The sequence below is a fragment of the Blautia luti genome (assembly GCF_033096465.1).
GTDB classification, from domain to species: Bacteria; Bacillota; Clostridia; order Lachnospirales; family Lachnospiraceae; genus Blautia_A; species Blautia_A luti.
The window spans coordinates 1,249,645-1,264,770 of record NZ_AP028156.1; the positions used below are offsets into that span (position 1 = coordinate 1,249,645).

Annotated in this window: 21 protein-coding genes and 2 pseudogenes; all 23 read left to right on the top strand. The window is 37.9% G+C overall.

Annotated features, from left to right (window positions below):
* Positions 1-267: 267 nt before the first annotated feature.
* The 23 genes and pseudogenes from R8695_RS05760 (at position 268) to R8695_RS05870 (ending at position 15,107) form a co-directional block, all read left to right on the top strand.
* Entirely contained in the window at positions 268-1,482 is a 1,215-nt protein-coding gene (locus R8695_RS05760) for an LL-diaminopimelate aminotransferase (protein WP_022381182.1), read from the top strand.
* Between the two features lie 577 nt (positions 1,483-2,059).
* Positions 2,060-3,166, top strand: coding sequence for an RNA-guided endonuclease TnpB family protein (locus tag R8695_RS05765; RefSeq protein ID WP_331669663.1), 1,107 nt, complete (start codon positions 2,060-2,062; stop codon positions 3,164-3,166).
* Between the two features lie 85 nt (positions 3,167-3,251).
* Positions 3,252-3,764, top strand: a complete 513-nt coding sequence (locus R8695_RS05770; protein WP_167829792.1) for an LURP-one-related/scramblase family protein — start codon at positions 3,252-3,254, stop codon at positions 3,762-3,764.
* A gap of 45 nt (positions 3,765-3,809) precedes the next feature.
* Positions 3,810-4,028 (top strand): aspartate dehydrogenase, encoded by a 219-nt coding sequence (locus R8695_RS05775; RefSeq protein WP_118512505.1) that lies wholly within the window; start codon positions 3,810-3,812, stop codon positions 4,026-4,028.
* A gap of 25 nt (positions 4,029-4,053) precedes the next feature.
* A complete protein-coding gene (locus tag R8695_RS05780; RefSeq protein ID WP_118512504.1) occupies positions 4,054-4,416 on the top strand; it encodes a YccF domain-containing protein in 363 nt (120 codons plus the stop codon).
* Positions 4,417-4,513: 97 nt separating this feature from the next.
* Positions 4,514-5,614, top strand: a complete 1,101-nt coding sequence (locus R8695_RS05785; protein ID WP_118512502.1) for a hypothetical protein — start codon at positions 4,514-4,516, stop codon at positions 5,612-5,614.
* A gap of 78 nt (positions 5,615-5,692) precedes the next feature.
* Positions 5,693-6,121, top strand: coding sequence for a hypothetical protein (locus tag R8695_RS05790; RefSeq protein ID WP_118512499.1), 429 nt, complete (start codon positions 5,693-5,695; stop codon positions 6,119-6,121).
* A complete protein-coding gene (locus R8695_RS05795; protein WP_118512497.1) occupies positions 6,118-6,447 on the top strand; it encodes a hypothetical protein in 330 nt (109 codons plus the stop codon). Before R8695_RS05790 ends, R8695_RS05795 begins: the two co-directional genes overlap by 4 nt.
* 90 nt (positions 6,448-6,537) lie before the next feature.
* Positions 6,538-6,714, top strand: coding sequence for a hypothetical protein (locus R8695_RS05800; protein ID WP_154781072.1), 177 nt, complete (start codon positions 6,538-6,540; stop codon positions 6,712-6,714).
* A 184-nt stretch (positions 6,715-6,898) separates the two neighbouring features.
* Positions 6,899-7,558, top strand: a complete 660-nt coding sequence (locus tag R8695_RS05805; RefSeq protein WP_154781073.1) for an IS607 family transposase — start codon at positions 6,899-6,901, stop codon at positions 7,556-7,558.
* Entirely contained in the window at positions 7,506-8,669 is a 1,164-nt protein-coding gene (locus R8695_RS05810; protein ID WP_317676239.1) for an RNA-guided endonuclease InsQ/TnpB family protein, read from the top strand. Before R8695_RS05805 ends, R8695_RS05810 begins: the two co-directional genes overlap by 53 nt.
* A gap of 175 nt (positions 8,670-8,844) precedes the next feature.
* Entirely contained in the window at positions 8,845-9,060 is a 216-nt protein-coding gene (locus R8695_RS05815) for a hypothetical protein (protein ID WP_118509514.1), read from the top strand.
* 293 nt (positions 9,061-9,353) lie between these two features.
* Complete coding sequence (locus R8695_RS05820; RefSeq protein ID WP_118509515.1) at positions 9,354-9,623, top strand: ArsR/SmtB family transcription factor; 270 nt, start codon at positions 9,354-9,356, stop codon at positions 9,621-9,623.
* A 3-nt stretch (positions 9,624-9,626) separates the two neighbouring features.
* A complete protein-coding gene (locus tag R8695_RS05825; RefSeq protein ID WP_330585306.1) occupies positions 9,627-10,316 on the top strand; it encodes a DUF5714 domain-containing protein in 690 nt (229 codons plus the stop codon).
* A complete protein-coding gene (locus R8695_RS05830; protein WP_118509516.1) occupies positions 10,309-10,716 on the top strand; it encodes an arsenate reductase ArsC in 408 nt (135 codons plus the stop codon). Before R8695_RS05825 ends, R8695_RS05830 begins: the two co-directional genes overlap by 8 nt.
* 292 nt (positions 10,717-11,008) lie before the next feature.
* Positions 11,009-11,164 (top strand): hypothetical protein, encoded by a 156-nt coding sequence (locus R8695_RS05835; RefSeq protein WP_167343404.1) that lies wholly within the window; start codon positions 11,009-11,011, stop codon positions 11,162-11,164.
* Between the two features lie 88 nt (positions 11,165-11,252).
* Positions 11,253-11,663: pseudogene (locus R8695_RS05840) on the top strand (peptide deformylase).
* A gap of 27 nt (positions 11,664-11,690) precedes the next feature.
* The gene (locus R8695_RS05845; protein WP_020993716.1) at positions 11,691-12,059 is read left to right on the top strand and encodes a VOC family protein; all 369 of its coding nucleotides are present in this window, start codon (positions 11,691-11,693) and stop codon (positions 12,057-12,059) included.
* 13 nt (positions 12,060-12,072) lie between these two features.
* On the top strand, positions 12,073-12,528 hold the full coding sequence (locus R8695_RS05850) for a YaiI/YqxD family protein (protein ID WP_118509517.1): 456 nt from the start codon (positions 12,073-12,075) through the stop codon (positions 12,526-12,528).
* Between the two features lie 36 nt (positions 12,529-12,564).
* Positions 12,565-13,148, top strand: a pseudogene (locus R8695_RS17670) (Y-family DNA polymerase); the annotation flags it as partial.
* Positions 13,149-13,246: 98 nt separating this feature from the next.
* Positions 13,247-13,666: a WYL domain-containing protein gene (locus tag R8695_RS05860; protein WP_308418880.1), complete on the top strand. Its 420-nt coding sequence runs from the start codon at positions 13,247-13,249 to the stop codon at positions 13,664-13,666.
* Positions 13,660-14,118 carry a DUF4869 domain-containing protein gene (locus tag R8695_RS05865; protein ID WP_008704863.1) on the top strand — a complete coding sequence of 153 codons (459 nt, stop codon included), beginning with the start codon at positions 13,660-13,662 and terminating at the stop codon, positions 14,116-14,118. The genes R8695_RS05860 and R8695_RS05865 overlap by 7 nt, the downstream gene beginning before the upstream one ends.
* 5 nt (positions 14,119-14,123) lie before the next feature.
* Positions 14,124-15,107: an ATP-binding protein gene (locus R8695_RS05870; RefSeq protein WP_118509519.1), complete on the top strand. Its 984-nt coding sequence runs from the start codon at positions 14,124-14,126 to the stop codon at positions 15,105-15,107.
* Positions 15,108-15,126: the final 19 nt, after the last annotated feature.

Here is a 15,126-nt window from a genome sequence, read left to right on the forward strand (position 1 = left end):
AAATTCGCACAGTATGTCTCGGGTTTTCTGTGACCTTCGCTCACAAAAAACACCTCGCGGGATATTACCAGTGAACAGTAATGTTAATATTAAAAATTATGCTCAGAAAACACTTTGAGACTTTACATTATTAAATAATTAAGTATAATAAAACTCGAACAAAATATATTTGCAAAGAAGACACAAATAGAAATGGAAAGGCAAAGCAGCAGCCTGTTGTAGACAGGTATATAAAAACTGCGAAACATGCCAGGGAGGAAATCAAACATGGTAACAGTAAACCACAACTATCTGAAATTACCGGGAAGCTATCTGTTTTCCACAATTGGAAAAAAAGTAAAAGCATATAAAGAAGCCAACCCACAGGCAAACGTGATCTCACTGGGAATCGGTGATGTAACCCAGCCTTTGGCTCCGGCGATCATTGAGGCACTTCATAAATCTGTAGATGAAATGGGTGATGCAGCTACATTTCATGGTTATGCACCTGATCTTGGTTATGAATTCTTAAGATCTGCCATTGCAAAGAATGACTACAAAGACAGAGGCTGTGATATTGAAGCAGACGAAATCTTTGTATCTGACGGTGCAAAGAGCGATTCCGGAAATATCCAGGAAATATTCGGACTGGATAACAAGATTGCAGTGTGCGATCCTGTATACCCAGTATATGTAGATACAAACGTAATGGCAGGCCGTACAGGAGAATACAACAAAGAACGTGGCAACTTTGATAACGTAATCTATATGCCATGTACAGAAGCCAACGGCTTCCTTCCGGAATTCCCTGAAGAAGTACCGGATCTTATCTACCTTTGCTTCCCGAATAACCCAACCGGTGGTGCGATCACCAAACCGCAGCTTCAGGAATGGGTAGACTATGCAAATAAAAACGGTTCTGTAATTATCTATGATGCAGCATACGAAGCATACATCTCCGAAGAAAATGTACCGCACAGCATCTATGAGTGCGAAGGAGCAAGAACCTGCGCCATCGAACTGCGCAGCTTCTCCAAAAATGCAGGTTTCACAGGTGTCCGTCTCGGCTTTACAGTTGTACCAAAGGATCTGGTTCGTGACGGTGTAGATCTCCATAGTCTCTGGGCAAGACGTCATGGCACAAAATTTAATGGTGCGCCATATATCGTACAGCGTGCAGGAGAGGCTGTATACTCTCCAGAAGGAAAAGCACAGCTGAAAGAACAGGTAGGCTACTATATGAGCAACGCCAAAGCCATCTACGAAGGTCTGGCATCAGCAGGCTATTCCGTATCCGGTGGCGTAAACGCTCCGTATATCTGGCTGAAAACACCTGATAAGATGACTTCCTGGGAGTTCTTTGACTATCTCCTTGAAAAAGCCAACATTGTAGGAACTCCGGGCTCAGGATTCGGTGCTCATGGTGAGGGATTCTTCCGCCTCACTGCGTTTGGAACACATGAGAATACACTGGAAGCAATTGAACGAATTAAGAATCTGTAAGCAGCTTCCTGATAGGGACGAGTGGGATTATAATTTCGCAAAATTTAACCGAATCAAGTAAGTCCCCTGCGGAGCAGTTATTTGGTGTAGAGCTGTGTAGCGAAGCGGATGATTTTATCCACTTGACTATGAAAATGAAAAACGGCAGGACGAAAATCCTTGAAAATCAAGGGTTTCGGACCTGTCGTTTCTATTTTATAAAAATATATATGGAATTTGATTACTATTTAACAACCGTAGCAAGAATTCCCTCACCTCTATAGGTGATGGGATGAATTGCACATTCGAGCATGTCTGCTCAAATTCATAAAAAATCGCAAAAACACTTGTTCTGATACAATAAATATATTATAATAGAAAAAAGAACAATATGCTCTTGAAATTTGGACGGTCGAAATAAGCAATAAGTGAGTGTACATAATGAGTTTAGATAATAATTCTCATTCAGTGTTTTTGTTTGATTCTGGTTATGAAATATGGCAGAAAGATGCTGGACGATAAGATGTCAGAGAGAACAAAAGAAATCTTTGAAATATAGCACCTGTTGAAACAATCCATCAGTATATAGAGAGTCAGGGTGAGAAAGATAAACCGGGCAGTAAAAATAAGAATCTATCCAAATAAAGAACAGATAACCCAGATAGAGAAGACAATCGGCTGCAGTCGTTTTCTTTATAACCGGATGCTTGCGGATAAGATCCGTCGTTATCAGGAAGAAAAAAAGATGCTGAAAAATACGCCGGCCGGATATAAAAAAGAATATCCATGGCTGAAAGAGGTAGATTCTCTTGCGCTGGCGAATGTACAGTTAAATCTGGAAGGGGCTTTCCGGAAATTTTTCCGGGAACCGGGAGTGGGATTTCCGCATTATAAATCAAAAAAACATTCGCGGAAATCCTATACAACGAATATGGTAAATGGGAATATCTGTCTGCAGGACCGGTTCCTGAAACTGCCAAAGATGCAGCCGGTAAAAATAAAACTCCACCGTATGATCCCGGAGGGATGGAAGCTGAAATCAGTGACTGTGAGTAGGGAACCGTCCGGAAAATATTTTGCCAGCCTGCTGTTCGACTGTGAAAACCAAACAGCGGAGAAAAGACAGGCGGAAAAATTCCTGGGGATGGATTTTGCCATGCATGGGATGTGTGTATTTTCTACGGGTGAAAGAGCCGGATATCCCATGTTCTACCGGAATGCAGAGAAAAAACTTGCCCGGGAACAGAGAAAACTTTCCAGATGTGAAAAGGGCAGCCGTAACTATCAGAAACAGAAGAAAAAGGTTGCTTTATATCATGAAAAGATAAAGAACCAGAGGAAGGATTTCCAGCATAAGCTCAGCCACAGCCTTGCAGAAGACTATGACGCAGTATGTGTGGAGGATCTGAACCTGAAGGGGATAGCCGGAGGCCTGCATTTCGGAAAAGGGATACAGGATAACGGATACGGTCAGTTCCTTTCCCTGCTTGGATATAAGCTGGAAGAACGTGGAAAATATCTGATAAAAGTAGACAGATATTTTGCATCCAGTAAGATATGCAGCGTATGCGGACATAAGAAGAAAGAGCTGGCATTATCAGAACGGATATACCTATGCGAATGTGGAAACCGGATGGACCGGGATGTGAATGCGGCGATCAATATTCTGAAAGAAGGAAAAAGAATATATAAAAAATGTGCATAATAGCACAGAAAAGATCCGTAACCGGATAAAAAAAGAACCGCGGGACACGCGGGGATAGCCTGTTTTAGCTTTGCCCTGAAGGGCAATTGAGCAGGAAGCTCCCACTTCAAAATCTGTAAGATTTAAGTGGCGAGAGCATGTCACACAAAGGCTGTTTTCATGGTTTGACAGCTATGATATCTATGATGAAGCAGGCAACACTGTTTATGTAGTAAAGGGCCAGTTGTCCTGGGGACATAAACTTGCAATTTATGATGCTTATGGAAATGAAGTAGGAATGGTTGTTCAGAAAGTTCTTACCTTCCTTCCTAAATTTGAAATTTATAAAAACGGCAGTTATATCGGATGCCTAAGCAAAGAATTCTCATTCCTGACACCACATTATAATATTGATTATAATGGATGGCATATTGATGGAACCATTATGGAATGGGATTATAGCATTCTTGATAGAAGCGGTTATTCAATTGCACGGGTTAGTAAAGAATTGTTTCATATGACTGATACATATGTTATTGATGTGCCGGATACAGGAAATGCGTTGGATGCTCTGATGTTTGTACTTGCGATTGATGCAGAAAAATGTTCCAGGAATTAAATAGTTGATTTTGTTGTCAAAGATATTCGGAGATGGGGAGGTAGAATGGGATTATTCAAAAAGAAAATCGTGAAAAAAACATATGACCGAGAACATATGAAACCTGTTATTCGTGCAAGCATTTGTACCGGAGAAGAAGTAGCAGGATTCAAAGATATACGGACTGGAAAAATAGAAGAAATCATGCTGATTAGATCGCCGGAGGACTTAGAAAAATTCAAAGAAATATATGAGATAACAGAGAAAATTGCAAAAGAATATTAGACATTGGATAAGGAGAGGTGTTGTCATGAGAACTATAGGTAATATCCTTTGGTTTATATTTGGAGGATTACTGGGCGGCCTGGCTTGGATTTTGGCAGGATGCATATGGTGTATTACAATTATTGGAATTCCGGTAGGTCTGCAATGTTTTAAATTTGCGACCCTGGCATTCTGGCCGTTTGGAAAAGAAATCGTGTATGGAAATGGCATGTTTTCGTTTTTAGTAAATCTTATATGGATTATATTTTTTGGATGGGAAATGGCACTTGGAAACCTGATAGTTGGTTGTATTTGGTGCATTACGATAGTTGGAATTCCATTTGGAAAACAGTTTTTCAAGATGGCAAGACTCTCTTTCATGCCATTTGGTGCGAGTGTGATAGGGTAGAATTTAAAATTTAAGGAGTCATTTGAGAGAATGATTCAAATATTATTGGAAATCATAAGTTAAAAATCTGTATATTAATTCTTTTGGAGGAATGAAAGTGTTAAATGAAAAAATGTGGGAAGCATTCTCAACAATTGAGAGTACTTTAATACACGTGCTGCCAACAGAATATCAGATGTTCATGTTTGGAGGGAAGATTAAACTTCGCGATATTATCGTACAGATATTTCTTGATTGTTGCGAGTATGCATATCATCAAAAATCGAAAAAGACATCCTTAAGGCGCCATAGGAAGCAGTCTGATGAGGAGATTTTAGGTGGAGATGCAATGAAAGGACGACTTCAAAGAGCGGCAGCTGATATGAATGCGAAGAATGTAACTCTAAGCCATTATGTGAAGGAACATTATGGTTTTGATATAAAGACTCCTGCCTATGAACAGAATCAAAGTGTTAATCGTAATAAAAAACCATACATCATAGATAATGCTGAACTATTAGAACTATTACAGTTAGACGAAATCAGCCTGTTGAAGGTTATTCTAAATCGAAAGTTTCTTTCCCCGAAATTCTATAATGATGATTTTAGGGTATGTGCTGATGAATATGACAGAGCAGTCCAGAAGTTATTAGTTGGAAGGGAAGAAAATAATGAAAAGATGGTTTTGAACACATTTACCGTGTTTACTTTAGAATGGCAGTATTATATTGATTTTATGTATAAGATTACGAGTGCCATGGAAAAGAACAGTATTAGAGAGATACCTGATTTATGGAATCGGCTAACAGCATTTTGTTATCAACCGACAATTAATCCGGCTTTAAATCATTATAGAGAATGGGCATTTCTAAAGGAAATTACAGTCACAAGCCGAGCAGTTCTTATTAGAAATAAGTTTGTGGATGATGTGGCAACTATGGAGCCCGGACAAGAATACGAAATTATTCAGGCATCTTATTTAGAGGCGCTATATCTCATAGTATATTTCCGTGCTGCGCTTATATATAAGGACAAGTCACTCCAAGAATGGTTTTGTAAAGAAACGGACTTAGAGGATTGGGCATCTGTTTGTGCTTTTTATGACATTTCTCAAGAGTATGTACCAGACAAGATTTGGTCCAATAAAAAGATTCGTTATGCGAAAACTGCATATAAAGATATGACCTTCGATTACAAACTGCATAACGGCAAAATATAAAAACAGCTGTTTTTGTTCTGAACAATGAGAATCGATACTCCTAAAATAAAGGTATCATTATTGAAAGGAGATTTTCTCATGAAAGAGCAGAACAAATTATTAGCGTGGGTTAAGGTCCACAAGAAGAAACTGATTATCACTGGGGTAAGTATCACAGCGATAATAGCAATCATTTTTGGATACAGAAACAAAAAATATCTGACGACGTTATGGGTTACATTGCAGGCTACTATAGCAAAAATACCAGAGAGTGAGCCCGTTGTAGCAGAGGAGATAATCGAAGCATCTGAAACTATTGTTGATGTAATTGAGCCTATGAAGCTTATGGTAGTTGATTCTAGCAATATCAATCAGATATCTTTTGAGGTCAGTAAGCACATTCGTAAACTTCAAAAAGGGTGGAAACCTTCCAGTGTAAAGGTTGAGACAGCTGCTGAGAATGGAATACATCTTCTGCAAAACCAGACATGGGTTACTGATTATATGAAAGGCGGTGCAGTGGCATGAGAAGATCAAACGAAGAGAAGAGACTGTTAACCAAACTAGAAAGCGGTATTTTGGATGGGATGGTAGGTGACGAGAAGGTATACCATGGATATAAAGATGTATATTGTGGAAAATACATCAAAAATGGAGAGCCGGTGTCTTATCGTGAAGGTGAGGCTACCCGTTTCTTTAATGGCAAAGAAAATGAAAGAATACCAGGAAAGAGAAATGAAGAACGTTATGATACAGATGATCGAAAACTTGAATTTCTTCAGAGATATGGTTGGCTGATTGATGATCCAGAGGTTAGAGCATATAGTGCTAAATTCAAGTCCAAGAAAAAGTAAAGTCACAAATGAGGATGTTAATTTTGCTGTTAGTAATGTGAACTATCAAGATTTAACTAAGCACATATTAAATGAAAAGGAAAGAACAGTATGAACAGACAGGAAATCAACGAATTTATTGAAAAAATGGAAGAAGTAGGTGATGTTTGGACGGAAGCGCAAGTAAATGATGTGTATGGTGACAGTAGCTTTGAGGATGCATTAGCTGATAGACAATCCAGTCTTGGTCATATGTCCGACATTATAAGTAAAGTTATTAATAAATAATAATAAGAGAAAAATCAATAGTATTTGTAAGGCGTCAGTGGTGGAGTATTTCCAGATAATCGAAGTTCTTGAGGGTTTGGTTTGAGGGGTTATTAGCAGTTGAATATAAATTATAAAAATATATAAGCACATGTTGAGTTTTATAAGATATTAGGGTAGAATATCATTGAAAGGAGTTGATACTTTGAGTAAATATTATTCTATACATGAATTTTCAAAAATTATAGGCGTATCTGCCCAGACATTACGAAATTGGGATGCCAATGGAAAACTTCATCCGCATCATACTACAGTAAGTGGCTATAGATATTATTCTGATGAGCAACTCAACCAGGTAATAAATGTAAAGCCTAAAAAACGCATTACAATTGGATATTGTCGCGTTTCCAGCCATAAACAGAAAGATGATCTGGAACGACAGATTGATAATGTTAAGACATATCTTCTGGCAAAAGGACACCCATTTGAGATAATAAGTGATATCGGTTCCGGGATTAATTATAAGAAAAAAGGACTTCAGGAATTGATCAGGCGAATATCTCAAAATCAGGTTGAAAAGGTTGTTGTTTTATATAAAGACCGGCTATTACGATTTGGTTTTGAGCTGATAGAATATATCGCTTCACTTTATAATTGTGAGATTGAGATTATTGATAATACTGAAAAATCCGAACAGCAGGAACTTGTTGAAGATCTGGTTCAGATAATCACAGTATTCAGTTGTAAATTACAGGGAAAACGAGCGGATAAAGCTAAGAAACTTATCCGTGAACTGCTACAGGAGGAAACAGATGGTAAAAGCCATAAAAGTAATGTTGATACCAAACAATGTACAGAAAACTAAGATGTTTCAGTACGCTGGTGCTTCAAGATTTGCTTATAACTGGGCTTTGGCCAGGGAAATAGAGAACTATGAAAAAGGCGGCGGATTCATTTCAGATGCAGGACTCAGAAAAGAATTTACGAAGCTTAGACATTCTGATGAATATGCATGGTTACTGAATATCTCAAATAATGTAACCAAACAGGCAGTTAAAGATGCCTGTACTGCTTATAAGAACTTTTTCAGGGGTTTGCAAAAGTTCCTAAGATTCAAGTCAAAAAAGAGATCAATGCCGAAGTTCTATCAGGACAACGTTAAGATACGCTTCAGCAATACACACGTTAAATTTGAAGGCTTTTCTTCCAGCAGGAAAGCAAATAAACAAAAAATGAATTGGGTAAGACTTGCAGAACATGGACGTATTCCGACAAATGCTAAATATATGAACCCGAGAATATCCTTTGACGGATTGAACTGGTGGATCAGCGTATGTGTAGAATTTCCTGACTGCAGGGAAACACTTAATGATGACGGAGTCGGCATAGACCTGGGAATCAAAGATCTGGCTGTCTGCTCTGATGGGGCTAAGTATAAGAACATCAATAAGAGTCAGAAAGTAAAGAAATCAGAAAAACAGAAACGCAGATTACAGCGTAGTAGCTCTCGTTCTTACGAGAAAAATAAGAAAGGGGAAAGTTACTGTAAAACAAATAATGTGATCAAAAAGGAAAAACTTTTATTAAAACGAAATCACAGATTAACAAACATCCGTAAAAATTATTTAAATCAGACCATATCGGAGATCGTAGATCGAAAACCAAGATTTATATGTATTGAAGATCTGAATGTCAGCGGAATGATGAAAAACAGACATTTATCCAAAGCAGTTCAGGCACAGGGATTTTTTGGGTTTAGAAAACAGCTTGAATATAAGTGCAGCGATAAAGGAATCCAGCTTATTGTGGCTGATCGGTTTTATCCATCATCAAAGCTTTGTAGCTGTTGTGGAAACATCAAAAAAGATCTGAAGTTATCTGACAGAGTTTATAGATGTGCGTGTGGGAATATGATTGACAGAGATTTCCAGGCATCTATAAATCTCAAGATTTATGGAGAAAAATTTGCAGGCTGACATTGAAACGTTAATGCAAATATGTACGGATACGTTAGTCCGGAATTTACGCCTATGGAGAGTACAAGAACTTGTGAGTAGATTGATATTTATATCATCAAAAGCATACTCGTTGAAGTAGGAATGGAACATAGAAGTTTATAACTTTTTATAAGTTTTCAGTAACGGAATAGCTATGATATACACAGTAAAACGAATTGAGGAAGACCTGGACTTCGGTTGTGAAGAGCGACCGAAAGGCGTGCCAGTCATGGCAAGAGTGACGCTTATGAATTCTTCAGGAGAAGAAATAAGGATAAAAGCAGAGGATGCCATGCTCTATGAATGTAACATCAATGAAGGGGACAAGGTTTGCCTTGATGCAAATAACAAGTTGGAAAAAGTAAAATAAAAATTGTAGAAGAACCAGAGAATATATTTGGATAAAGAAAACCAATGGCTTTGACTGTTATCAGTCTGCATCATTGTTTTTTTTAGTTCTGTTAATTCCTGAACAGTAATGGTTGTTGGAATTTTTGTACAGCCATTTGGTGTAAACTGATAACATTAGAAAAAGAAATCAAAAGCGAGAGATAAAATGGGGAAAGAATACTATATAACTCTTATTTAATAAATATACATTGACAAGTATCTATGCGTATGATAAATTGACACATAGACAAATGTCTATGCGAGGTGGCGAAAATGGAAACAAGAGATATGATACTGATATGTAAAGCATTATCGGATACAAATAGGCTGGAGATTGTTCAGATGCTGTCAGACGGAGAAAAATGCGGATGTAAGATTTTGGATAAATTCAATATCACGCAGCCTACTTTATCACATCATATGAAAATATTGGTCGACTGTGAGCTTGTAAATGATCGTAAGGAAGGTAAGTGGCATCATTATTCTCTGAATAAAAAAGTAATAAGAGAGGCAAGTTCATTTATTGAAGCTTTGGGAAGGTAGGAAATGGAAATGAAAGAAGAATGTATTATATGTAAAGCACCACTTATATATCTTGAAAAAGATGAAATGATGGAGTGCGTGTTATGCCATAAAAAGGAAGTAAGCAAAACCCGATGTGAGCAGGGCCATTATGTATGTAATGAATGCCATACAAAAGGAATGGATGTAATTATAGACATATGTCTTAGTGAAATATCTAAGAATCCGATAGAAATTATAAGAAAAATGATGGAACAGCCATTCTGTCATATGCATGGACCAGAGCATCATGTTATGGTTGGTTCAGCGCTCCTTGCTGCATATAAAAATGCAGGTGGTGAGATTGATTTGCCGGAAGCGCTACTTGAAATGATGAATCGAGGAAAAGCTGTTCCGGGTGGCGTATGTGGATTCTGGGGTGCTTGTGGTGCTGGAATTAGTACAGGAATGTTTATATCAATAATCTCAGGAGCGACTCCACTTAAAAATGAACCTTGGGGGCTTGCTAATAAAATGACTTCCAAGGCACTTGACGCAATCGGGAGCATTGGTGGACCAAGATGTTGTAAAAGAGATTCCTATATAGCCATAATTTCAGCGATAGACTATGTAGCGGAAAATTTCAATGTACAAATGGAAAAGTCAGTTATAAAGTGTATTCATTTTGATAAGAACAACCAATGTATTAAGGAGAGGTGTCCATTTCATGAATAAGAAAAAAGTCGCATTTATCTGTGTTCATAACTCATGCCGTAGTCAGATAGCAGAGGCATTGGGAAAACATCTGGCATCAGATATATTTGAAAGCTATTCGGCCGGAACAGAGACAAAGCCTCAGATTAATCAGGATGCCGTTCGTGTCATGAAAGAGATTTATGGAATAGACATGGAAGCAAATGGTCAGTATAGTAAGCTGATTACTGATATCCCAGATGTTGATATCGCAATATCAATGGGCTGTAATGTGGGATGTCCTTTTATTGGAAGGGCATTTGATGATAACTGGGGAATTGATGATCCAACGGGGAAATCAGACGATGATTTTAAGGCTGTGATACAGCGGATTGAGGAGAATATCTTTGAGTTAAAGAAAAGATTGAGCGAGAACAAATAGAATACCTGCAGAACAAAATGGCAGCTTATCAGCTTTATGACACAGGGTTTACTGTGACAAAGGAAGATAAGCTGCTTTCGTTATCTATCTGCAAGTATTCCAGTAGGATTCCTGTTTTGAGACAAATGTCCGGAAGGTGGGTAACTACTTCCTGTCCTTGCTATTCTCTATCTTTAGCTGTTGAATACAAAAATGATTTAGGAAGTTTAGCCTTTTGGTTGTCGGGATTTTTGCACAGCCATTTGGTGTAAACTGATAATATTAGAAAAAGAAATCAAGGGGGAACTGGCAGATGAAAGGTTATAACACAAGCAACGGATACATGGGATACGTAGAAGGCAAATACATTTTATTTGCCAGTGAACAGGAATATTTCGAGTTTATGCACTACAGGGGTTATATCTATGTTATACTTGAGTTGGTATTAAAGGATTTAGTGAGGACTTGATTGATGCTGTAAAATTAATCTTGAGCCGATGAGAAAGATTTCCGGTCAGGATAAATAAGAATTAGAAATTAAATACAGGAGAAAATAAATGGTAAAGCAAATCGTAAGAGACATTTTCTTTTTAGGCCAGCCATCCAAGCCAGCCACAAAAGCAGATATCCAGATTGGGAAGGATCTGCAGGACACACTGCAGGCGAACCGGGAACGGTGCGTTGGTATGGCTGCAAATATGATTGGTGTAAGGAAGAATATTATCATTGTGAACATGGGATTTATAGATGTTGTTATGTTTAACCCTGTGATTGTTTCAAAGCATGACATGTATGAGACGGAAGAAGGCTGTCTGTCTCTGGATGGTGTTCGTAAGACGACCAGATATCAGGAAATTGAAGTAGAATATTATGACTTCAACTGAAAAAAACAGCGGCAGAAGCTGTCCGGATGGACGGCACAGATCTGTCAACATGAAATTGATCATTTGTCTGGGAAGATCATATAATCGAATGCGGATTGCGACGTGGCCGGTATGTTAAAGAATGTACTGATTGTGGTGGATGATATAGAAAAATCCATAGAGTTTTATAGGGACTTATTTGGACTGCAAGTGATTCTTAAGAATGAAGGTAATGTGATCTTATCGGAGGGACTTGTTTTGCAGGATGCCGACATATGGGGGAAAACATTGAATGAAACTTCTACGCCGTTCAATAACATGATGGAATTGTATTTCGAGGATTTTGATATAGATGGATTGCTTGCGAAATATGAATCTGGTAAGTATTTCGTCCGATATGCTACCGAACTGACAGAACTTGCAGGTGGGCAGAAGCTTGTAAGACTGTATGATCCCAGTGGCAATCTTATTGAGGTTCGCACTCCGTTCAGGTGCAATTAAAGTAGGAGAAAATATGCAGATTTTTGTTGATGCAGATGCCTGTCCGGTAGTTGGTATTGTTGAAAAAGTAGCAAAAGAGCACAGTATTCCGGTAACGTTATTGTGTGATACAAATCATGTGTTGTCTTCTGATTACAGTGAAGTGATCGTAGTTGGAGCCGGAGCAGATGCAGTGGATTATAAACTGATCAGTATTTGTCATAAAGGAGATATTGTTGTATCACAGGATTATGGAGTGGCTGCAATGGCACTTGGAAAGAGCGCATATGCGATTCATCAATCAGGGAAATGGTATACCAATGAGAATATTGATCAGATGCTTATGGAGCGGCATCTGAATAAGAAAGCACGAAGGGCATCCGGAAAGAATCATTTAAAAGGACCAAGAAAACGAATAGCAGAAGATGATGAGCGTTTCAGAGAATCTTTTGAAAAAATGATACATATGGCGATGGATAAGGAGAAATAATTACAAACGAAACACAGGAGAAGGAGGCGTAGAATGATGAAAAAGAAAAGAACCTATATTGCAATCGATCTTAAGTCATTCTATGCATCTGTGGAATGTAAAGAGCGAAATAGAGATCCTTTGACGACTAATCTTGTGGTTGCGGATAAAAGCAGAACAGAAAAAACTATCTGTCTTGCGGTATCTCCAGCATTAAAGTGTTATGGGATACCCGGAAGGGCTCGTTTATTTGAGGTTGTTCAAAAGTAAAAGAAGCCAACAGTGCCCGCAGGTGGAAAGCACCGAACAGAACATTTATTGGTTCTTCTGATGACAGTACAGAATTAAATATCAAAGATCTGCTATATAAACTGTTTGGCGTTAATGCAGAGCTGCTGATCGATCATGCCTGGGGATATGAACCCTGTACCATGAAAATGGTCAAGGCTTACAAACCGGAAGCGAACAGTGTTTGTTCCGGGCAAGTACTTCATTGTCCTTATGACTTTGAAAAAGCAAAATTAGTCGTCAAAGAGATGACGGACCAGATGGTTTTGGATTTGGTGGATAAGAAGCTTGTAACAGACCAGATTGTGTTGACGGTTGGTTATGATATTGAAAATCTGAATAATTCCAATCGAACAGATAAGTGATATTAAATGTGAAGAGTGGTAAATGTAAAAACAGATACTGAAATGCTTTCCAGATATGTAACCGGCCGAAGACAGAGAATGAAACAGTGTATTATAACGTAGATTATATTCACACAGCTATTTATGAAAATAAACAGATTAAATTTCATTATGCGGAATGGACAGTTAAGAAGAAGCTGAAATTGAAAAAGAATGGTGCCTTCTACGTTATCAGTCTTTGGGCGTTGACATGGGATGATGAAAATTACTATTTGGTAGCCTATGATGCATCGGCCGGAATCATCAAGCATTATCGTGTAGATAAAATGCGGGATACTGAGATTCTGGAGTCTGATCGTAAGGGGGAAGAGTCCTTCAAAAAGCTTGTATCGGTAAGCTCACAGTTTTTTGGCTGGCTTACCGGTGTCGGATCCGGGATGAGGATTGTCGGACCGGGATTTTTTGGCGGAACGAAACCATGTTATAAGAAGAATTGTATTTTGAGAGGAGGCTTTTATAAATGTTGAACATTATTTATGGAGATGTGAAAAACAGTATTTATAATACAAATGTTTATTTTAAAAACAGTTATGAACCAGAATGGCTTGATGCAGAACTGGCGAAAAAGATGATTAAAGATATTGATGATTCAGAAGTATTGAGTGGTGAATGCATTAACAGTCCGGTGTTGGGACAGATTCCTCCTGAAAGACTGTCAGGAGGAGTGAAAACATTGTTGCTGATTTTAAATGAACCGGATCGGATTTTTAATGCCTCGACCTGTGGCGATAACTGTGCAAAATGGATATTGGAAATTGGCAGGATTAAAGATGTTACCATTAATCTCAGACATATGATGAGTTTTGGAAAAGACACAAAATTTGAGATAAAAGTCCAAAATGGAGGAGAAACGGTCCATTCAATGAAGGAACTTGTTCCTATAGCAAATAAGTATTTAAATGAAATGAAACAGGAGTAGTGATTATGAAAGGTTCACATAGAATCATTGTAGAATCCAGAAAAGTGAAATATGATTTTGTAATTCATAGGAATATTACAATCATTACTGGTGACAGTGGATCAGGTAAGACTGTTTTAATTGATCTTATACATGATTATGGAAGATATGGTGCGGACAGCGGTGTATTTCTTTCCTGCGACTGCCCCTGTAAAGTGATTGATAGTGAGGATTGGGAAAGAAAGATAGAAGAAACAACAGGAAGCATTATTTTTATTGATGAAGGAAATCGCTTCCTGGTTTCAAAGAAGTTTGCACAGCTTGTGCAGGGATCTGATAATTACTTTGTACTGGCTACAAGAGAAAAGCTTCCGGCATTGCCATATAGTGTAAGTGAAATATATGGATTTCGCAAATCTGGAAAATTTCATGATGCGAAACAGAAATATAATGAGATTTATCATTTGTACGGTGAAATATCAGAGGAAAAGAATATCAATCCGAAACTTGTAATAACAGAGGATTCCAATTCTGGATTTGAATTTTTTAAAGAAATGTCCAGACAGAAGGGTGTGAATTGTTTTTCTGCTGGTGGGAAGTCAAATATCATCAGACAGTTGGAACAGAGACCGAATGAAGAGGGTACAATTTTGGTCATCGTAGATGGAGCTGCATTTGGTTCAGAGATGAAAGATATCAGTGAATGCATTAAAACACAGGGAAACATTGTACTCTATGCACCAGAATCTTTTGAGTGGTTGTTACTTTCAACAAAGGAAATACCGGAAGTAAATGTAGAAACAATACTTCAGAATCCGGAAGAATATATAGACAGTAAAGAGTATGTCAGTTGGGAACGATATTTTACAGATTTATTGATAGAAAGTACCAGTAAGAATTTTATATGGGCATATTCAAAGAAAAGGCTTACAAAGGCGTATTTTGCTCCAAGAATAGTGAATGCGGTAAAAACAATCATGAAATTGGTAGACTGGGAAAAATTATTCTGAAAAGTCAGCAAAAAGCTTT